The sequence below is a fragment of the Stieleria sedimenti genome (genome assembly GCF_025060895.1).
Classification (GTDB): domain Bacteria; phylum Planctomycetota; class Planctomycetia; order Pirellulales; family Pirellulaceae; genus Stieleria; species Stieleria sedimenti.
Genome location: NZ_JANZKV010000031.1, coordinates 30641 through 51835, shown reverse-complemented (window position 1 = coordinate 51835; position 21195 = coordinate 30641). Strand labels below are relative to the sequence as shown.

Here is a 21195-nt window from a genome sequence, read left to right as displayed (position 1 = left end):
ACGAGTAACGAAACATTGACGACAGGCTAGAAGCCTATCCCGCGGAATGAACCATGAGTACCATCAGCACAACGATGACCGAGCCGTCTCAGTGGGAGTTGCAGGCCAACCATCCCAGCGAGCGAGTGCCTTTGGTCTTGGGTGACAACGATTTCACAACCGTAACCGACACCGTGACCGAACTCGCTCTGCGACGCACGCCGCCAATGTGGTATGTTGCGATGGCGATTTCGTTGTCGCTGCTCTCGGTGTTGCTGGTCACGATCACCTACCTGCTGGTCACCGGCGTTGGGGTTTGGGGCAACAACAACACCGTCAGTTGGGGGTTCCCGATCGTCAACTTCGTGTTTTGGGTCGGCATTGGTCACGCGGGCACGTTGATCTCCGCGATCTTGTTTCTACTGCGGCAAAACTGGCGAACGGGGATCAATCGGTTTGCCGAAGCGATGACGATTTTTGCGGTGGTCTGTGCGGGCCTGTTCCCCGGCATTCACGTCGGACGAATCTGGTACGCGTATTGGCTGGCACCGTATCCGAACGAACTGGCGATGTGGCCCCAAGCTCGCAGCCCGTTGTTGTGGGACGTCTTCGCGGTCAGTACTTATGCGACCGTTTCACTGTTGTTTTGGTACATGGGGATGATCCCGGACCTGGCCACCCTGCGAGACCGCAGCACCACGCGGATCAAGCAGCTCGCCTACGGCGTGTTCGCACTCGGTTGGAACGGTTCGAATCGGCACTGGTTGCGTTTCGAGAAAGCCTACTTGCTGTTGGCTGCATTGGCGACACCGTTGGTGTTGAGTGTTCACAGCGTCGTGTCGTTCGACTTTGCCACGTCCCAGGTTCCCGGTTGGCACACCACGATCTTTCCGCCCTACTTCGTCGCCGGTGCCGTCTTCGGAGGCTTTGCGATGGTGCTGGTTCTATCGATTCCGGCGCGAGAATGGTTCGGACTAAAAGACCTGATTACCCATCGGCACATCGAAAACATGGCCAAGGTGATGCTGGGGACGGGGATGATCGTGGCCTATGCGTATTCGGTGGAATTCTTTACCGCTTGGTATAGCCAGCATCACTACGAACAATTCGTGTTCATGAATCGTCCCCTGGGCCCGTACTGGTGGGCATTCTGGTTGATGGTGTTTTGCAACGTCATCGCACCACAAGCGTTGTGGTCGACTTGGGTGCGGAAGCGTGTGTGGATCATTTTCGCGATCGCCATTTTGGTGAACGTGGGCATGTGGTTCGAGCGATTTGTGATCGTCGTGACTTCGCTGCATCGTGATTATTTGCCGTCAAGCTGGGCGATGTTCTCACCGACCTGGGTCGACCTGTTCATGTTACTGGGCAGCTTTGGATTGTTCTTCACGCTGTTCTTGTTGTTCTGCCGGTTCCTGCCGATGGTGGCGATGGCAGAAGTCAAGACGGTGATGCCGCAAGCACACGGTGATCATCCGCCGACGCGATTCGATTATCAGCCTTCTCCCGATACACCCGAGGAGCTCCGCCGTGGGCACTGGTTTACCTAGGCCGTGTGGGATTAAACAATCATGACTGACAAACAACCTTACGCACTGATCGCCGAGTTTGATTCGGTATCCGCCGTCATGCACGCCGCCGAGCAGGTTCGCGACGAGGGGTACATGATCTGGGACGTTCACAGTCCGATGCCGATTCACGGCATCAACCAAGCGATGGGGCTGCGTCCGACCATTTTGCCGTGGATCACGCTCGCGCATGGTGTGGTCGGAGCCGTGTTCGGACTCGGACTGACGTGGTGGATGAACGCGACGACCGTGCCCGGTCTCTCGCCGAGTGTGCAAGGTTACGAGTTCCTGATCAGCGGCAAGCCGACATTCAGTTTGCCCGCCAACATCCCGATCATTTTTGAGACCACGATTCTATTCGCTGCCATCGGCACGTTGCTGGGGATGCTCGGCTTGAACAAGTTGCCGATGCTGCACAACCCGCTCGCCAAGAGCGAGCGGTTTCTTCGCGCGACAGCGGACCGATTGTTCATTGTGATCTCGGCGAAAGACGAACACTTTGATTCGGAAACAACACATCAGTTTCTGCAACGGCTCAGCCCGCTGTCAATCGAAGTCGTGATGGAGGATTGACCGATGCCGACCTACCAAGACGAACGGTTTCCGCTACCGACGCCACGCCGTTTGGTGCGAGAATTGAATCTCCGACGACCTCCGTGGTGGATGACCCTGCTGCTCGTCGTGGTCGTGATCGGGACTTGGGTCCCCCTGCTCTTGATCCATCGTGTGCGTGGCACGACCTCGCGTCAGCCTCGCGTTCATTTTTTCATGGACATGGATAAACAGCCAAAATTCAGCACCCAAGCGGCGCACCCCTGGTTCGAAGACGGACGTGCGATGCGGCAACCGATCGAAGGCACGATTCCTCGAGGTCACCTGCGAGACGACCCTTACTTTTTCGACGGATTTACCAAGGATGCGGCCAGCGGTGCGATCCAGTTCGTGACGACGATGCCGGCCCAAATCACCATCGACGAATCCTTGTTGCGGCGCGGCCAGCAGCGATACGAGATCTTCTGTGCCCTTTGCCACGGAGCCACGGGAATCGGCGACGGGCCGATCAACCTGCGGGCGATCGAATTGAAAGAACCGAAATGGGTTCCGGCGACAAACTTGATGACGCAAGAAATCCGTGATCGAGCGGATGGCCAGATCTTCCAAGCGATCCGCGATGGCGTCAGAAACATGCCCAGCTACGGATCTCAGATTGACCCGCGTGATCGCTGGGCGATCGTCGCGCACTTGAGACAATTGCAAAGCACATCACCAGTCGCGGCGCCCGCCGCACGGCTCGGCGGCACACCGCAAGTGGCACCCACGGGAGCCAACCCATGACCAATGTTCACCTTTCGCTGCCGCGCAAACTGACTCAGTTTCTCGCCGGCGGAGCTCTCATCGGTGCGGTGCTGTCACTGATTGGAGCCGCGGTCTACTCGGGCGGTAGCCGCCGCGTGATGTTGGCGTACCTCGTCGCCTTCGCGTTTGTCCTCAGTCTCTCGCTGGGATCGTTGTTCTTTGTCTTGATCGGGCACCTGATGCGTGCCGGATGGAACGTGTTGGTTCGTCGCCCGGCGGAAATTTTCAGTTTGAACATTGTCACCGTGGCCGTGTTGTTCCTGCCGATCGCGTTGTCCGTCGTCCTCGGCGGCGAGCTTTACCCGTGGGCCAAACGCGACGCGGTCGAGTCCACCCACCGGGCAACGCCCGTCGCACTGAATGAGCCGACGGCGCTCGCCGCGGGTGCCCCGCACGGAGCCGACGATCACCATAGCAGCCTCTACGTTCATCAAACCGTTGATGAACTCACTCGCAGCAAGCAGGGCTGGCTCAATCCAACCGCGTTCATTCTCCGCAGTCTCGTGTTCTTCGGCATCTGGACGTTGATCGCATGGTTCTACTTCAGCCGTTCGCGTCATCAAGATTCTCTCGCAGGCGGTGACGACGACACGCGACAAATGGAATGGTGGGCCGGAGTCTCCGTCTTCGCGTTCGGGATCACGTTGACGTACGCCGCCTTTGACATGTTGATGTCGATCGACCCGCATTGGTACAGCACGATCTACGGAGTCTATTTCTTCGCCGGTTGTGCCGTCGGCGGGTTTTCCATCAACCTGCTGGCAATCCTGCTGTTGCAGCGATTCGATCTCTTCCCGGTTGCACTGTCCGACGAACACCGCCGCGATCTGGGACGATTGTTGTTCGCGTTCGTGTTTTTTTGGGGGTACATCGCATTCAGCCAATACATGCTGTTGTGGTACGCCAACGTGCCCGAAACCACACGCTGGTTTGTTGTTCGTGGTGCGTCGATGGCGGAAGGCTACACGAACAGTTGGGGATACCTGCTGGTGTTGCTGTTGTTTGGGCATTTCATCATCCCATTCCTCGGGATCATGTCACGGCATGTGAAGACCAACTCGAACGCGATGATCTTCTGGACCGGCTGGCTATTGTTGATGCACTACTTCGATTTGTACTGGTTGGTGATGCCGGAACTCGGGCCGCATTTCACGTTCGGCTTGCCGGAAATCGGAACGCTGCTATTCGCCCTCTGCGTCTACCTGCTCGGAGCGTCAATGATCGCCACGCGCACATCGATGGTCCCCACGGGCGACCCACGACTGAGTGCTTCAGTCGCCATCACCGATGCCTATTGATTCAGTGATTCAAAATGCCAGAGTAGGTCATGCTGTGCATGACATCCACTATCGGTCAAGTCGCAACGTCTCAAGAACGGATCCATCCGTACTGCGTCGTTGAACAAGGAAGACCATTTCCGTAGGGTGGCACCAAATCAGGATCCAATTTTCTTACCTCCGAAATCTTCTTACCGTTTTCCAGCGGCCGATTCGGGAAGGAGTGACAAAACAATAGTGGCAAAACAATTCCAGATTGTAGTCGTCTTGCCCCGCGTCGTTTTCCCCCTACCTGTTCTGTATTTTCACTCGGTCGGACGAACCGCCGCCCGAAATCAGAAACAGCCCGCAAGACGAGAATAAGGGGAAGGGGGTTTTAAATGCGACCTCGCCGTCCAACGTTCGCCCCGCTCGCCCCAGAGTTGCGAGTAAATTGGTGAGTCCGCGAAAGTGGAACTGAGACTGGAAACGATGATGACAAGTGTGCAGATGGTCCTCATGGTAGTCCTCGATGGGTTGGCGAAGCCGCCGTGCGGCCAATGCCACTTACTATGGCGCCAAGCCGGGGCTCTTGTTAGCGGCAGGGCGCGAGCCCTCCGGTCTTTCAAGGTCAAACCGGACGGCTCGCGCCGGTCCGCTCACTCATTCAGTGCCAAAGTGAGTGGCATTGCGCGTGCGCCGTCAGGCAAATTGAATTGATGAATGTACTGATCGGCTCAGGGCTGCTTTGGATTGCTCAGGGCTGCTTTTCAAACAAAGCGAACGTTGTGTTGGTTAAGTAGTCTTCAAAGACTTGCTTCATGGCAACCACCGAGTTGTGCAGAGGACAGGGATCATTGTGGCCGCACCAACCGGGGCCGTAGGCACAGAGAGTTTCCGTTTCACGCTCAAATAACATCGCAACATCTTTGAGTGAAATCGAAGCGGGCGGTTTTGCCAAACGGTAGCCGCCGCCGGGTCCGGGTGATCCGCTGACCAATCCGCCTCGCGAGAGCTCCGTCATGATCTTGGCGACAAGCGGTGCCGGCAGGTTGCGACTCTTGGCCAGTTCACGCGACGAAGCGACGGCGGTTGAATCGGAATAGAGTTCCGCCAACCGGCTCATGACCGCGATCGCGTTTTGAGTGGTTTTTTGCTGCAACATGATGGTTCTCTCTGTGGTTCGCATCGGTTGAATGCGACGGGTCAGCTTGGGGTGGCCGCCACCTAGCAACGAATCTCGCCGCACGCCACCAGCCTGCGGCAATTCGTATCAGCGGCCGAAATCGACGCTCCGAAGCTTGACCCATCACCGCCGATTAAGGTAACATCCTATTACCGAATTGCGTATCCGGAATTCGCCATTAGCTCTTTTGCTCAGAATCGTTGCACAAACCGCCCACCGGGAGGGATTCGCAATGGCTGGTCGTCAAGGGAATCGTCGTCAGTTTCTGTTTCAGCTGACCCTGGCCGGGGCCGGCGCGGCAACCGTCAACAGCTGGGCCCAGGACGCGGTTCAGAATATCGAACCGTTGACGATCGACAACCCGCTGGGCAGTTATCCGAATCGCGATTGGGAACAGCTCTACCGCGACCTGTACAAGTCGGATTCGACGTTCACGTTCTTGTGCGCCCCCAACGACACGCACAACTGCCTGCTCAACGCCCACATCAAGAACGGCGTCGTCACACGCATCAGTCCCACGTTCGGTTTCTCAAAGGCAACCGACTTGGCGGGCAATAAGGCGAGTCCACGTTGGGAGCCGCGTGTTTGTCAAAAAGGTCTGGCGTTGGTGCGGCGATTCTATGGCGATCGTCGTTGCAAACGTCCGCTGGTTCGCAAGGGGTTCAAGGAGTGGGCCGATGCCGGATTCCCTCGCGATCCGGAGACGGGAGCGGTTGACGCGGATCGCTACTTGAATCGAGGTCGTGATCCCTGGGTCGCCGTGACTTGGGACGAGGCGTTCCAATACAGCGCCAAAGCGATGAAGAACATCGCCGAAACATACAGTGGCGAAGACGGCAAGCAGCGTTTGCTGAAGCAGGGTTACGACCCGCTGATGGTTGACGCCACCGAAGGAGCTGGAACACAAACATTAAAATTCCGCGGCGGCATGGCGGCACTGGGGGCGACGCGAATTTTCGCCCAATATCGCATGGCGAACTCCATGGCGCTGTTGGACAGCAAGGTACGCGGCGTCGAACCAGAAGATGCAATCGGTGCCCGCGGATGGGACAACTATTCTTGGCATACCGACTTGCCACCCGGTCACCCGATGGTCACGGGGCAGCAGACCGTTGACTTTGATTTATGCAACGTCGAGCGATCGAATTTGATTTTGGTCTGGGGCATGAATTGGGTGTGCACCAAAATGCCCGACGCGCACTGGTTGACCGAAGCCAGGATGAAAGGATCAAAGGTGGTTGTCATCGCCGCGGAGTATTCGGCGACGACATGCAAAGCCGACGAAGCGTTTATTGTTCGTCCCGGCACGACACCCGCGTTGGCACTCGGCTTGGCCCAAGTTGTCATGCAGGAAAAATTGTACGACGAACAATACGTGACGTCTCACACTGACTTGCCGCTGTTGGTCCGGATGGACAATGGCAAGATGCTTCAAGCCACCGACGTGTTCCCCGACTACCAAAACCAAACGCTCAAAAACGGCGTCGTGGTGACTCAGCCCGGTGAAAAGTCACCAAAACCCTACGCCCAGCCCGGAGCGATCTTGACGAGCACCCGACGCGAAGAATGGGGGGATTTCGTGTTGTGGGATGGTGACCAGCAGGCTCCCCATGCGATCCATCGGGACTTGGTCGGAAAGATCTTTTCAGACACAGGTGTCCATCCGGCACTCACGGGTACGTTTGACGTCAGGTTGACCGACGGACAGACCGTCAAGTGCCGCACCGTTTACGACGTCACGAAGGAACTGCTCGACGGATCGTACACGCCCGAGGATGTCGAAAAATTAACTTGGGCTCCCGCGGACGCGATTCGTTCGCTGGCGAAACAAATCGCCGCCAACCCTGAAAAGACGTCGTTTGTTCTGGGCATGGGGCCGAACCAGTACTTCAACAGCGACCTCAAAGACCGCGCCGTGTTCTTGATCGCGGCGTTGACTCGCAACGTCGGTTTTGTCGGGGGCAACGTCGGCTCCTATGCCGGAAATTACCGGGCGGCGTTCTTCAGTGGGCTGGGACAATACATTGCCGAAAATCCGTTCGCGCCGCAGCTGGACGCCGACCAGCCGGTCACGAACCTGAAGAAGTATTTCCGCGGCGAATCGGTTCACTACTTCAATCACGGTGACACGATCCTGCGCTACGGCGATGCGGTGTTGACCGGCAAGACGCATTTGCCGACGCCATCGAAGTCGATTCATGTGTCAAATTCCAATTCATTGATCGGCAACGCCAAGGGACATTACGAAACTGTCGTCAACACACTGCGCCGCGTCGAGTATGTCGGCGTGAACGAATGGTGGTGGACGGCGAGTTGCGAATACGCCGACGTCGTCTTCCCAGTCGACAGCTGGGCCGAGATGAAGTTCCCCGACATGACGATCAGTGTCACCAATCCGTTCCTGTACATTTTCCCTGAGACACCCCTGCCACGCATTCATGACACTCGCGGTGATGCGGAGGTTGCCGCCGGCTTGTGTTCGGCGATGGGCAAGTTGATCGGCGACGGGCGGATGGACGACTACTGGAAGTTCATTCACGCGGGCACATCGCGGCCCTACTTGCAACGCATCCTGGATCACTCCAACGCCACACGCGGCTACAAGATCGAGGATCTGGAAGCCAAGGCAAAACAGGGCATCCCGACGATCCTGGAAACGCGAACGTATCCAAAAATCGGCGGCTGGGAGCAATCCAACGAGCATCGACCTTGGTACACGCGATCAGGACGATTGGAATTCTATCGCGACGAACAGGAGTTCATGGACAGCGGCGAGAACCTGATCGTGCATCGCGAACCGATCGATTCGACATTCTATGAACCCAACGTGATCGTCGCCGGCAAACATCCACTGCTCAATCCCAAGACCCCCGAGGATTACGGTGCCGATCGCAAGGATCTGTCGGGCGACGCGCGTCAGGCTCGACACGTGATTCTGACGGTTGATGAGTTGCTGCACACCCAGCATCCGCTGACGAAGTATGGCTACGAGTTTATTTTCCATACGCCGAAGTATCGTCACGGGGCGCACACGACGCCGACGGATGTGGACATCATCGCGGTTTGGTTCGGCCCGTTCGGCGACATGAACCGCGAAGACCGCCGGATGCCGATGGTCGGAGAGATGTATGTCGACATGCACCCTCTGGATGCCAAGAAGCTTGGCATCGAAGAAGGTGATTATGTGTGGATCGATGCAGATCCCAAAGACCGTCCGTTTCACGGGTGGGAACACAACCCGGAAGCCTACGAGATGGCTCGCCTGATGGCCCGGGCACGCTACTACCCCGGCACGCCGCGCGGCGTGACGCGGATGTGGCACAACGCCCACGGAGCAACCTTCGGCACGGTGCAGGGTGCCAAGGAACGGGCCGACGGCATGGCGCAATCGCCGACGACGAAATACAAGGCAATGTTCCGCAGCGGCAGCCACCAAAGTTGCACACGCGGATTCATCAAGCCGACCTGGATGACCGATTCGCTGAACGTGAAAGAGATGCTGACCCAGGACATGACGCAAGGCTTTGTGCCCGATGTGCATTGCCCAACCGGTGCGCCACGCGAAGCGATGGTGAAAATCACGCGGGCTGAACCCGGCGGCGTTGGCGGCAAAGGCCTCTGGCGACCGGCCGGACTGGGATTGAGACCGACCTACGAGAATGCATTGATGAAAAAGTTTATGGCGGGAGATTTCTGCAAGATCAAAAAGGCGTGACGCATAGCGAGTCACGCTGAGCCGACGGCGCTAGCCGCGGGCTCCGGGTGAGCCGACGGCGCAAGCCCAATACCACTTACTTTGGCACTGAGGGACGTAGCGGAACGGCGCGAGCCGTCCGGTTTGACCTTGAAAGACCGGAGGGCTCGCGCCCTGCCGCTAACAAAAGCCTCCCGTTTACCGCCAAAGTAAGTGACATTGGGCGCTAGCCGCGGGCTCTGGTGACACGGCGAACAAGAAATCGAGCCACGAGGCTAGCGTTTACGGCTCACAGGCAAAACCGAAACGGAAAAGCGAACCATGGTCAAACGATTCAACTGGCACATCGGACGCGAGCAAGAGTACCCCTACGACGCGCCGCCGCCCAAGCGACAGGTCGCTTACGTCTTCGACACCAACAAGTGCATCGAGTGCCAAACGTGCACGGTCGCGTGCAAGACCTGTTGGACCAGTGGGAAGGGGCAAGAAACCATCTTCTGGAACAATGTTGAAACCAAGCCTTACGGCGGCTATCCGCAGGCGTGGGACAGCAAACTGATGGAGATCCAGGGCGACACGACCTGGGACGGCAAAAAACTGCATTCGATCACGATCTTTGAAAAGGACGGCGAAGGCAAACCACCGGCCGGTCATCTGCCCACCGAACGTGATTACTCGTCGCCCAACTTGGGCGAAGATGATTTGTCAGAAATGATCGACATGGGGTCGCACTTCGACGGCACCCACAACGGCTGGATGTTCTATCTGGCGCGCATCTGCAACCACTGTGACAGTCCCGCGTGCTTGGCCGCCTGCCCCCGCAAGGCGATCTACAAACGTGAAGAAGACGGCATTGTCCTGGTCGATCAAGAACGCTGCCGAGGATACCAGGAATGCATCAAAGCCTGTCCGTACAAAAAAGTGTTCTTCAATGTCATCAATCGAGCCAGCGAGAAATGCATTGGCTGCTTCCCGCGAGTGGAGCAAGGGAACGTGGCGCTGTGTGTCGAATCATGCATCGGAAAAATCCGAATGCACGGTTTCCTGTCGACCCAGGAGGAACCACGCGAAGACAATCCGCTCGACTACATCGTCAAAATTCGCAAGCTAGCACTGCCGTGCTATCCACAATTCGGCACCGGACCGAACGTGTTCTACATCCCTCCCGTCCATGTGCCGGACCCGTTCCTGGAACAGTTGTTCGGTCCGGGGGTGGAGGAAGCGAAGGAGATGTATCGCAACTTGAAGGACGACAAACAGCTGCTCGGCGCGTTGATGTTATTCGGTGCGAGTCCACGGATCATCACGCGATATGAAGTGCAAGGCGATGAAGCAGTGGGCTGGGACGTGGATGATGTGGAAGTCGTTCGCGTTCCGTTCACCGAACCGAACTATTTCCGCAAACACTACGACGAGAAGAACGATGCGTACCGACACAACACGGCATAGGGAAGCACAGAGATGAACGGTAAACAAGACAACAACCGAATGTTGATGGGCATTGTCGGCGGCGCGCTGCTGATTTTGGTTGTGATGATCGCCACCCTGTTCATCGTCACCCGGCGGCCGGTCGTGGTCGTCGTTCCGGCTGCTGGTGAGAGCCTTGATTCGGCTGCGTCGGCAATGCCCGGCGCGTCGCCAGCGGTCGGGACGACGCCCACCGCTGAAGTAGCGCTACCGGAAATCAAAATCAGCAAGGTTGCGACTGCTCCGACGACCGACGATCCGCTCGACCCGTTCTGGAACAAGATCACGGTTGCCGATGTCGCCATGCTGCCGCAGCAAGTCGCACCACCGGTACTGCAAACCGGTTCGATCACCAACGTGCGTGTCCAAGCCGTGCATGACGATCAACGTTACGTGTGGCGATTGAGTTGGGACAAGCCCGAAATTGCGGACCAAAGTGATGTCGGGCAATTCTCAGACGCCGTGGCGATGCAATTTCCTCTCAGCGAGGGCGCGCCGTACACGATGGGTGGCCCCAAGATGCCGGTCCGAATGTTGCACTGGAAAGCGACGTGGCAGAAGGACGTGGACGAAGGTTTTCAAGACTGGGCCAAAACACACCCGAATTCCGATGCCGATCTGTATTGGTTCGCCACGGGCGAGAAACCATTCACGATGCAAAAATCGTTTCGTGACCCCCAAGCCCAGCAATACATGATTGCCTCATCGGCCGGCAACCCGATGGCCGACTTTGACCGCAAGAACCCGGTGGAAGAACTGACGGCCCATGGCTTCGGCAGCGCGACCCACATCGGCCAGACGCCGAGTCGCGGTCGCGGTGCGTGGCGTGACGGGATTTGGTACGTCGTGATCGACCGGCCCATCGAGACTGCTGATCCGCTGATCGCCCGGTTCAACGAAAACCCCGGCCAACAGCTGATCGCATTTGCGGTCTGGGACGGAACGGCCGGCAATCGCGGCGGACGCAAAAACATTACCAACTGGATACCGATGAGGATTGATCCGTGAACGAACGCTCTGTCACGCTGGCCGCGCAGGCCGACCTGGTCTTGTTGACGGTTGAGATGCTGCGGCCCCAGTGGGACTTTCCGGCCGAAGGCGATCAGGCGGAGCCGTATGACGAACTCTTGCGTTATGCCTTGGGCGATGCCGCGGAAATTTCCGATGAAGCTGCAAACCGCCCCAGTCCACGCTCTGCACTTGCTGAAGTGGTCCGCTGTGCGAACCAACTCAGTTACGAAGACTGGTCCGACGAATACTGGAGGTTATTCGATGGCGCGCAAGCCTGTCCGCTCAATCAAGCGTCCTACATCCGTCGCGACAAGGGGACGATCCTCGGCGATTTGAGCGGGTTTTATCACGCTTTCGGTTTCCGTGGCAGCACGGTGCAAGGTGAGCGTCCCGACCACTTGCTGTGCCAACTCGAATTCGTCGCGATGATGTTGGCAATGGCATCACAAGCATCCGACGAACCGTCTCGCCAAACCGTGATGCAGGCACTGTCGGGCTTCGCTTGCGACCACATGCACGACTGGTTACCGGCAGCATGTTGGCAAATGTGCGAAGCAACTCATGTCGAATACTTCGCCGCGGTCTCGCAGTGGATATTCGTGCTCTGGCAAACGCTTTCCGATGGACACCAATGGCCATCAGATTTGTTGCCCGACAATCACCTGACACCGATCGTCGACCCCGACGATCCGTATGAATGCGGCGCCCCAGACCTGCACCAAATTCGATCTCACTAAACCGCTCCGTTTCCAGGGAAGACACATGGTTCGATATCTGACTCTGCTCAATTTCACCGACCAAGGCATACGCAATGTCGGTGATACCATCAAACGCGCCGTCGATTTCCGCCATAGCGTCGAAGCAGCCGGCGGAAAACTCGTTTCGCAATACTGGGCCGTGGGCGATGTCGACGGCTGCGTCGTCCTGGAGGTGCCGAATGAAACAGTCGGTGCATCGCTGCTATTGTCACTTGCCCAAAAAGGCAACGTTCGCACTCGCACCTTGCAAGTTTTTGACACGCAGGAGTTTGAACAAGTATTGAGCAAGACATAGCGTGGGTGACGGCGAAACCTATCGATCGTTTTGTGAGCGTCACCGAATCGTGACGAAAGGCTTACACAACGGAGACTTAATTGAAGGTGACGTTGAGACGGCAAGTGATAAAATGGATTTACAACCATCTCGCCGGCAGCACTGGCAGATGAAGTCCTCTCAAGCACGGAGCAAGTTCCATGAACGATCATCCCGTCAGTCAGGATCCCGTCAGCCAGGATCCCGCCAGCCAAGCCGAGCCGATCATTATCCAGGGTGGTATGGGAGTCGCGGTATCCGATTGGAGACTGGCTCGATCGGTTTCCCAAACGGGGCAACTCGGTGTTGTCTCTGGCACTGCAATTGACGCGGTCTTGGTGCGTCGACTGCAACTCGGCGATGCCGGTGGGCACATGCGTCGCGCCCTGGCGCAGTTCCCGTATCCACCCATGGCGCAGCGGATCCTGGATCGCTATTTCATTGAAGGCGGACTTACCGACGGTGCGGCACATGCAACCACGATGGTCTTGTCGCATCAGCCCACGCAAGCCGAACTGGAATTGGTGGTGATCGCCAACTTTGTCGAAGTTTATTTGGCAAAAGAAGATCATGACGGGCTGGTTGGAATCAACTATTTGGAAAAGATCCAAACGCCGACACTCCCGTCATTGTTCGGCGCGATGTTGGCAGACGTCGATTATGTGTTGATGGGGGCGGGAATCCCAAGAGCGATCCCTGGCATCTTGGATCGACTGCGAGACGGCTTGCCAGTCGAGTTGCCTCTGCACATCGTCGGCGCACAACGTGACGATGATTTCGTCAGCCGCTTTGATCCGATCGAGTTTGGTGGCGGGGAGATCCCTTGGCTCCATCGTCCAAAATTTCTGGCCATCGTTGCCTCTGCGACGTTGGCGACGATGTTGGCACGAAAATCCAGTGGTCGCGTCGATGGATTCATCGTCGAAGGACCGACCGCAGGCGGACACAACGCACCGCCGCGAGGAAAGTCGGGCCTAAACGATCGCGGTGAACCTGTGTATGGAGCACGCGACTTAGTGGACCTGGATGCGATCGCAGCGCTGGGGTTGCCATTTTGGCTGGCCGGCTCGTACGGTTCACCGGAGCGAGTTCGCGAGGCAATTGAATCCGGAGCGACGGGGGTGCAAGTCGGAACGGCGTTCGCCTTCTGCAAGCAGTCGGGGTTTCGCAGCGACATCAAAGAACGGATTATCAGCCAATGTCGCGACGGCAAAGCCGATGTGGTAACCGATCCCCTCGCGTCGCCAACCGGATTCCCCTTCAAGGTTTTTCAGATCGAGGGCTCATTGTCCGACCAGGCGGTCTTCCAGCAGCGTCAACGTGTGTGTGATCTGGGGTTTCTTCGCCAAGGCTACCGCAAACCCGACGGCAACGTTGGTTGGCGATGCCCCGGTGAACCGATCAAGTCATACTTGCGCAAAGGCGGCGAGAGGGACGACACCGTCGGTCGCAAGTGCGTTTGCAACGGCTTGATGGCGAGCATCGGAATTCCGCAGCGTCGTAGCGGCGACCGGCAGGAGCAGCCGTTAGTTACCTGCGGCAACGATGTCGCCGGCATCACACAATTTCTCGAATCGGACAACGCGACGAGCTACACAGCGGCTGATGTCGTGAACTGTCTGCTCAGTGCGTCTCGCGTGGAGAGTACAATCGTTTAAAACGGGGGGACCAGCGTGGAACGCAAACGGTTACCGACCGTGCTGCTAGCATCAATCATTCGTGAACACCAGCCGAGTGAAACATGATTCCAAACAGCCTTGACCCGGTGACGGCCAGCTACCACCGCTGCATGCACGGTGGCGGGTTCGTGGATTCGTTTTATGAAACGTTGATGGCGAGTTCGTCGGAAGTCGCATCCAAATTTCGTCATACAGATTTTCCGCATCAGAAATTAATGCTGCGAGAATCCTTGCTGGTGATGATACTGTTCAGCCAAGGTCAGTCGCATGTTCGTGAGGAAATCGAACAATTGGCCGTGCGTCATGATCGTGATCATTTGGACATCCCGCCGCCGATGTACGAACTGTGGATCAACGCACTGTGTCGCGCCGTCAGGGAGCATGATCCAAAATTCACCCCGGAAGTTGAACAGCAATGGAGGGACGCGATGCAGCCAGGAATCGACTTGATGAAGTCGCACTACTAAAAAAGCGGAAGGGGGGCGGACACGATTTCTCCCTCCCCCTTTTTCGTCTGCGGATCGGCAGGCTGAGCAACCGCCCGCCGAACTCTCGTCTCGATCCGTTTTCAGCGTTTTCTATTTCTGCTGCGGATCTTCGTTCGATTTGTACAGCCAACTGACGGGCACGCGTGTGATCTGAAGCGAATTTAGCCCGGGAAATTCACAGTGGGCCAAGAGCAGATGGTCGTCGACAAACTCGATCGCGGTGTAGCAGTACCAGCCCTTCGGATCGGCACCGATGTTTTGAATGTGTTGCCAAGTGGCTCCATCATCTTTGGAAATCGCAACGGTGAAAGGACGACGGCCGACCGGCTTGAGTGCCGCCAGCGGATCGTTGCCGTTGTTCCACACCAGCAGCAAATCACCCGTTTCAGGAATTCGCTCGATCGATGCGGGCGAAACAGTGGGCTGGGCGATCGAGGATCGCGTTAGCGGCGACCAGGTGTCGCCGCCATCTTCGCTGCGCGCAACCAGCTGACAATCGCGGCTGCGGCAAAACATCAGTAGCGTTCCGTCCTTCAATTCCACCACGCCCGGTTCCTGAGCCAGCAGTTCTGATTTCAGCGTGCTGGTGCTGGCCCGCCACGACGCCCCTTGATCATCAGACAAATAGCAAACCATTTCAGCGGAACTCTGAAACCCCGGCCGACCCGGCAAATAGTGGACAGCCAGCGGCACGACCAAACGGCCGCTCTTGAGTTGAATGACTCGGTCGTTGTTCAGCACGCGATAACCAGGCTGATTCTCCGGCACGACGTACGTCGGTTCGGACCAGGTCTGGCCTTCGTCGGTGCTGGTCCGCATCAGAATGTGATCGAGATACGGATACTTCGAGCCATCCGGACTGTCGTACTTGCGAACGTAGAAGAGTGCGATTCGGCCATCGGCCAATCGCAGCAGCGAGACGGACATCAGATTCGCGTCGCGACCTGTTCGAGCGATGATCGGTACATCATCGCTACCCCAGGTCTCGCCACCGTCGGACGAGTATCGCCCCACGAGTTCGGCAGGAGCATGGTCCCCGGTACCGGTGAATTTCGAGTACACCAACAGGAGACGTCCGTCTTTGAGCTGGATGAAATCGCCTTCGCTGTTGCGGCCGTTTCCGGGCCGAGGAGCGATCAGTAGCGGCTTTTCGATTCCCGGCGCGACGCCTTGCGGTGGTCTCTGCTCAGTCCCGGCCGCCGTGGACACTTCCACGAGTCCCCGAGTTGCATCGGGACGCGCCAGATGCAGCGAACCCATGTGGCGGCCGGCTGCATTCCTTGGACCTTTGGCAAACATCAACCGACCTGGACCGACTCCAATGATTCCCAACGAGCAATTGAACTCATGACGCCCGATGAGATTGAAGCCGGCGTCGGTCTTCAACAGAATCGCCGGTGATCCGTAGCAGCCGAACCACCAGGCCCCGTCGTGAAACGTGGCGGTTTGAATGCCCAGATGTGTCCACTTGCTTTGGAGGGTGTGCTGTTTCACGAACTGAAAATCGGCGTCGTATTCGTAGACGTAGTTTTCTTGCACACCGTCGGGCAGTCCCCCCACCACATAGAAGTGGCCATCCGTCGTGCCGATCCCCCCCGCACCGTGAAACACTTCCTGAACTTCGTGCTCGGCCACAAGATCCAGGGTATTGGCGTCGTAAGCATACACCCACGAATCCGCGTTGCCTTTGGGATCGTTGAACCGTCCCAGATTTACCGCGACGTAGATCTTTCCGTCCTTGAAACACAGGTCGCCATGATGGTTCGCAACAGGGATTGTTTTCAGCACTCGGCCCTGTCGATCAGTCTTCACCAGTTCGGTCGTGAAGGACCAGAAGATCGCCGCCGTGTCGTCGGTACAGACACCTTGTAAATGATGTTGATAGTCACCCTCGCATTTCACTGCGTTCAAGCTGAGATCCTCGGATCCCGCATCCTGAGACATCGCGGGTAAAACCGAGAACGAGAACGCAAATCCGATGACGAGTGACGTGACGAAGTAGCGTCGATGGAACATGAAGCGAACGACCTATGATGATGTTGAAGTCTGAACAATGAGCCACTGGCTCGTGGCGGACTCTGTATAATTCGAACGTAAAACGGGCAAGGCTAACTCGACAGCACATAGCGGTACAGCAGCGCGGCCAGCACTGCGCCCAGCAATGGTCCCATCACGGGGACCCACGCGTAACTCCAGTCGCTGTTGCGTTTGCCCTTGATGGGCAGCAGGGCATGCACCAGACGTGGCCCCAGGTCACGAGCCGGGTTGATCGCATACCCGGTGGTTCCACCGAGAGACAAACCGATTCCGAAAACAAGCAGGCCAACGGGCAACAACCCGAGTGAACCAAGTCCTAACACCGGGTCGGAATCTGACGGTGCTTCACCTTGAATCAGGCTCGGTGTCGCCATCAGGAAAATGGGCAGGATCAAGGCGAATGTGCCGACAACTTCGCAAAAGAACGCTTGTCCCAACTTGCGAATGTTCGGGGCGGTGCAAAAGCACGCAAGTTTGGCATCAGCGTCTTCGGTGACGTCAAAGTGTTCGCGATAAAACAAATAGACCAGTGCCGCCCCGAGAATCGCTCCAATGAATTGAGCCACGATGTAAGCACCGGCGTCAACGATGCTCAGTTTTCCGGCCGCTGCCATCGCGACACTCACCGCCGGGTTGAGGTGCGCTCCACTGAACTCGCTGGCACAGAATGCCCCGATGAACACAGCGATGCCCCAACCTGCCGCAATCACAATCCAGCCGCCATCGTTTCCCTTGGTGCGGGCGAGAACAACGTTCGCCACCACGCCATTGCCAAACAGAACCAGCATCATGGTTCCAATCACTTCAGCAGTATAGGCCGACATCAGAAGACTCCTTGTTCGTCGTTGATTCGTTCGACTAACATAACCCACATCGGAGACGACAACATGCCTGACCCGCTCGTCATCACTCAGCGCACGTTTGCAGCCATCATGGTAGCAGCTTGTCTGCTCAGCATTTCGAGCGAGCGAAGTGTCGCCGGCGGAAAGGAAAACGGGGAAGGTTTTTTAATGGGGTTCGCGATGCTGGCGTCAGTCAGTTGCTTGACTTCGGTCAGCAATGCCGACTAATCAGGCCGACCATCCGAATCAGTATCGTTGGACGTATCGCAGGGCATCGGCGAGGCTGAGTCGATGGTCGGTGCCGGAAGCACTGTTACCAAGATTGCCGTGTCAGAAGCCTCGCCAGAGTAAAAGGCGAGGTGGTGTGTGCCCCCGATCGCGGTGGCGTTCACGTTGCCCGCATCGAATGTGACCCGACTGCCGGTGGCGACGGCCTCCGAATCGGGCCAATTGAGCGGATTGTCGAACACACAATCTGGATCGACGACTCGACGACGAAGGATCCCCCGCCCACGCTGATAGTAGTAGTTGCTCAGCAAACCGGTTTCGGCGTCAAGGACCAGGCTCGGCGTGGAAGCGACGACCTCGCCGATGTTTGTTTGCGTCCGCGTCCACGTCGCACCATAGTCAGTTGAGACCATTTGGAATTGAGACCGTGCTGTTGAAATGCCCCCCTGTTCTGTCCGTGCGACTGCCAGGATCCTACCATCGCCAAGATAGACCGCAGAGGGCTCGGTCGGCCACTGCGGTTTGGTCAGTTCGGATTCGATGGTGGCCTGTGTCCAGGTTGCGCCATCATCACGACTGGCCAGCGTGCCCCACGAGTGACTCGGGCCATCGTCGCCGTAGTCCCCTGCAAACCACAGTGCCATGAGCCCGACGGTTGGGACTTCGAAGATGTCGGTGATCTGGATCGGCATCACGGCGAGCTTCGGCGTCGCCACGAGCGAGAACGTCACACCATCGGTGCTGCGGTAAAGGTCGTGGTTCCACTTCGATCCGATTCGACGCACCCAGAGGAGCATCGCCCCCGCGGAATCCAAGCCCTTCCCGATGGCGACCTCGCCATCGTTTGGCGTGTCGGCGACGACCGTTTCCTTCGTCCATGTTTTTCCGTGATCGATGGATGTGCGTGCGTAAACGGCGCGGGCGTCTTCGGCGATCGTATGCGCCGAGCCTCGGCTGTACACGCAGACCAGTTTCTCCCCGATGGCCTGAATCATCGGCCATGAGTTATAGCCGCGTACGTTCTGCACGACATGCGCCCTTGGCAGCGCGTTCAGCGGTGTCACCTTGATCATTGCCAGGCCAGTGGGGTGGGTGAACGAGTCCGCGGGATCGCCAGGCTCCCGTTGAATACGCACCCACAGGGGCGCGTTCGGATCCACCGGATAGTAGGACTCCAGGACGATGGTTCGCGTGTAGAGCGGTGCGGCTGGGAGCGACGTCCGCACGGGCGTTCCCAGCACATACCGGGACGTGAAGGCGGCACCCTCCACCATCTGCGAGAGGTGGCATCGATAGACGTCCTCATCCATCGGGCTCGTCGACTCATCCGTCGTGGTCACGACGATCTCAACCTTCACTGCGGCGCACCCTCTCGGTAACCCCGACACGAGTCCGGCGACAGACTGTCCCACCGTGGAACCCGACAATGACCATACCGGGATGTGCGTGGAGCCACTCGACATGAGCACTTGCGAAGGCTGGCCCGTGGCGATCGACAGGTTGTTTGCGCTCAGGCAAACCGGAGGCCCCGCCGAGCTGTCAGGCAATCGCTGTTCACCCCCTCGCCCACCATCCCCCGCAATCGCTGTTTTTTTTCCGCCGGGTGAATCGGCAGGATTCTCCACCCCGAAGCTGATGGCGGCCGAGGCAAGCATCGCAGTGGTCAGGAGAATGAACCGCGTGACGAGCCGACCCGAAACGGAACAGCAATTCGCCAATGCGGCATTGATGGCATTTAACTCTATAGGTTGGGTAAAAGGCACGAAGCGGTTTCCCATATTTGGTAGGTCGGGTTTGGTGTTTATGGCTGGATGCAAGTGATCGCGTGGATGCCCACCATCCTGCGGATCAACTCGTCACGCGTCAATTGACCCTGCGGCCTTGAACTGAACACAGCCTCCGTCAGGCAGACAGACAATCCTGTCCGCGATGTCGAACACTTGGTCCAGATGGTACGAAATGTCTGCTTCTCGGCAACGAACCTAGCGGGAAAGCGGATGTGGGACGACGCGAGTGGCAGTATCATGATGATTAAAGTCTTTTCGAATACACTTACTTTTTGCCGAAGCTTGTTGGGTACCGTTTTCCAAAACCAGGCTCCAAGGAAATCCGAAGATGAAACGACTCTCTCTCGCCGCGTACCTTTTTGCCTGCATCACAGTCGCACATGCTCAGGAGATAAAGGAGAAACACAAGGCTCCCGTCACCGAGATGCGTCAATCCGCGGTTGCCTTCCTCGAAGGTCTCAGCCCGGAACTGCGAAAGCAGGCCATGTTCCCGCTCGACGACAAAGAGCGTCGGGCGTGGAGCAATCTCCCGTCCACTTCGTTTAAACGGGAAGGCGTCAGTTTCAAGGAGATGTCACCGGAACAACGGACGCTCGCACATCAATTGCTGCAAAGCACCCTCAGTAGCCAGGGCTATCTGAAAACAACCGGGATCATGCATCTTGATGAGATCCTCAAGAGTCTGGCCGAGAAGCGCCGCCCCAACAATACACCGATGTTTGGGCATGACCTTTACTGGATCGGTCTCTTCGGCGATCCCGCGAAGGACGATTCGTGGGGATGGCAATTAGACGGCCATCACCTCGCGCTCAACGTCACGGTCGTTGGCGATGAAGTTTCCGTCCGACCTGCATTCATGGGCTCGGATCCTGCCAGGCTGCCCGAGGGGACGTACTCGGGCTGGATGGTCCAAAACGCGGAAGATGAAAAAGGAAAACGGCTTTTCGCGTCACTGAACGATCAACAGCGAGCCAAAGCAATCATCGACAATGTGGCCCCCCGCGACGTGGTCACCGGTCCGACGCGTGGGGATCAATTGAAAACCCCAACGGGCTTGCCGGCATCGGAACTGAACGCCGCCCAGCGACGCCTCCTGATGTCACTGATTGACGAATATGTTCACAACTACGAACACAACATCGCTCACATCCAATTGGATCGAATCTTGAAATCAGGCTTGGACAAGATTCATTTTGCCTGGGCTGGCACGGCCGAGGGCAAGCCTTATTACTACCGAATCCACGGCCCCACCGTGATCATCGAGTTTGACAACCACTTTCCTCCAGGACGCAACTCCGGTCCCGTCAATCATATTCACACCGTGTTTCGTGAACCAGGTAACGACTACGGTGACGACCTGCTGAAGAAGCACCTACTGGAAAGCCCGCACCACCAGAACGAACGGTAGCTCGCCAGCGTCGGTTGCGTCACGCCTTTTGTCGGGAAGCTCCAACCTTCATCCTGCCATCGTCTTCTGCTTCAAATGAAAACTCAGCTGAGAGACGATCCAAAAACATCATGCCGAGTGGATCGATCGGATGCCCCA

General features: G+C 57.3%; 17 protein-coding genes. 13 read left to right on the top strand and 4 right to left on the bottom strand.

Translation table 11 applies throughout. The annotated features are described in order from the left end of the window. Nucleotides 1-53: 53 nt before the first annotated feature. From nrfD to NZK35_RS04220, 4 genes are read left to right on the top strand one after another with little or no spacing between them, the layout of a single operon-like run. Nucleotides 54-1529, top strand: a complete 1476-nt coding sequence (gene nrfD / locus NZK35_RS04235; RefSeq protein WP_259631352.1) for an NrfD/PsrC family molybdoenzyme membrane anchor subunit — start codon at nucleotides 54-56, stop codon at nucleotides 1527-1529. A 21-nt stretch (nucleotides 1530-1550) separates the two neighbouring features. Beyond that, the gene (locus NZK35_RS04230) at nucleotides 1551-2120 is read left to right on the top strand and encodes a DUF3341 domain-containing protein (RefSeq protein ID WP_259631351.1); all 570 of its coding nucleotides are present in this window, start codon (nucleotides 1551-1553) and stop codon (nucleotides 2118-2120) included. Between the two features lie 3 nt (nucleotides 2121-2123). Then, entirely contained in the window at nucleotides 2124-2882 is a 759-nt protein-coding gene (locus NZK35_RS04225; protein WP_259631350.1) for a c-type cytochrome, read from the top strand. Further along, nucleotides 2879-4201 carry a hypothetical protein gene (locus tag NZK35_RS04220; RefSeq protein ID WP_259631349.1) on the top strand — a complete coding sequence of 441 codons (1323 nt, stop codon included), beginning with the start codon at nucleotides 2879-2881 and terminating at the stop codon, nucleotides 4199-4201. The genes NZK35_RS04225 and NZK35_RS04220 overlap by 4 nt, the downstream gene beginning before the upstream one ends. Before the next feature lie 715 nt (nucleotides 4202-4916). On the opposite strand, the gene NZK35_RS04215 is transcribed toward NZK35_RS04220, so the two are convergent. Next, complete coding sequence (locus NZK35_RS04215) at nucleotides 4917-5324, bottom strand: RrF2 family transcriptional regulator (RefSeq protein ID WP_259631348.1); 408 nt, start codon at nucleotides 5322-5324, stop codon at nucleotides 4917-4919. Between the two features lie 253 nt (nucleotides 5325-5577). On the opposite strand from NZK35_RS04215, the gene NZK35_RS04210 reads away from it, so the two are divergent. The 7 genes from NZK35_RS04210 to NZK35_RS04180 all read left to right on the top strand — a co-directional run bounded on the left by NZK35_RS04210 (nucleotide 5578) and on the right by NZK35_RS04180 (nucleotide 14734). Further along, complete coding sequence (locus NZK35_RS04210) at nucleotides 5578-9060, top strand: molybdopterin-dependent oxidoreductase (RefSeq protein WP_259631347.1); 3483 nt, start codon at nucleotides 5578-5580, stop codon at nucleotides 9058-9060. Nucleotides 9061-9360: 300 nt separating this feature from the next. Continuing rightward, a complete protein-coding gene (locus NZK35_RS04205; RefSeq protein ID WP_259631346.1) occupies nucleotides 9361-10488 on the top strand; it encodes a 4Fe-4S dicluster domain-containing protein in 1128 nt (375 codons plus the stop codon). A 12-nt stretch (nucleotides 10489-10500) separates the two neighbouring features. After that, nucleotides 10501-11514, top strand: coding sequence for an ethylbenzene dehydrogenase-related protein (locus NZK35_RS04200; RefSeq protein ID WP_259631345.1), 1014 nt, complete (start codon nucleotides 10501-10503; stop codon nucleotides 11512-11514). Beyond that, complete coding sequence (locus NZK35_RS04195; protein WP_259631344.1) at nucleotides 11511-12254, top strand: molecular chaperone TorD family protein; 744 nt, start codon at nucleotides 11511-11513, stop codon at nucleotides 12252-12254. Before NZK35_RS04200 ends, NZK35_RS04195 begins: the two co-directional genes overlap by 4 nt. 25 nt (nucleotides 12255-12279) lie before the next feature. Further along, entirely contained in the window at nucleotides 12280-12570 is a 291-nt protein-coding gene (locus NZK35_RS04190; RefSeq protein ID WP_259631343.1) for a GYD domain-containing protein, read from the top strand. Nucleotides 12571-12749: 179 nt separating this feature from the next. Next, nucleotides 12750-14246, top strand: coding sequence for a nitronate monooxygenase (locus NZK35_RS04185; RefSeq protein ID WP_259631342.1), 1497 nt, complete (start codon nucleotides 12750-12752; stop codon nucleotides 14244-14246). 83 nt (nucleotides 14247-14329) lie between these two features. Next, the gene (locus NZK35_RS04180; protein ID WP_259631341.1) at nucleotides 14330-14734 is read left to right on the top strand and encodes a globin domain-containing protein; all 405 of its coding nucleotides are present in this window, start codon (nucleotides 14330-14332) and stop codon (nucleotides 14732-14734) included. A gap of 111 nt (nucleotides 14735-14845) precedes the next feature. Here the strand turns inward: NZK35_RS04180 and NZK35_RS04175 are convergent, their stop codons facing one another. Next, entirely contained in the window at nucleotides 14846-16771 is a 1926-nt protein-coding gene (locus NZK35_RS04175; RefSeq protein WP_259631340.1) for a sialidase family protein, read from the bottom strand. Nucleotides 16772-16863: 92 nt separating this feature from the next. Beyond that, on the bottom strand, nucleotides 16864-17616 hold the full coding sequence (locus tag NZK35_RS04170; protein ID WP_259631339.1) for an MIP/aquaporin family protein: 753 nt from the start codon (nucleotides 17614-17616) through the stop codon (nucleotides 16864-16866). A gap of 63 nt (nucleotides 17617-17679) precedes the next feature. On the opposite strand from NZK35_RS04170, the gene NZK35_RS04165 reads away from it, so the two are divergent. Further along, a complete protein-coding gene (locus NZK35_RS04165) occupies nucleotides 17680-17862 on the top strand; it encodes a hypothetical protein (protein ID WP_259631338.1) in 183 nt (60 codons plus the stop codon). On the opposite strand, the gene NZK35_RS04160 is transcribed toward NZK35_RS04165, so the two are convergent. After that, nucleotides 17859-19625, bottom strand: coding sequence for a sialidase family protein (locus tag NZK35_RS04160; protein ID WP_259631337.1), 1767 nt, complete (start codon nucleotides 19623-19625; stop codon nucleotides 17859-17861). The two genes, NZK35_RS04165 and NZK35_RS04160, sit on opposite strands and share 4 nt — an antisense overlap. Nucleotides 19626-19977: 352 nt before the next feature. Between NZK35_RS04160 and NZK35_RS04155 the strand changes: the two genes are divergently transcribed. Further along, a complete protein-coding gene (locus NZK35_RS04155; RefSeq protein ID WP_259631336.1) occupies nucleotides 19978-21057 on the top strand; it encodes a DUF3500 domain-containing protein in 1080 nt (359 codons plus the stop codon). The last annotated feature ends 138 nt before the right edge of the window (nucleotides 21058-21195 follow it).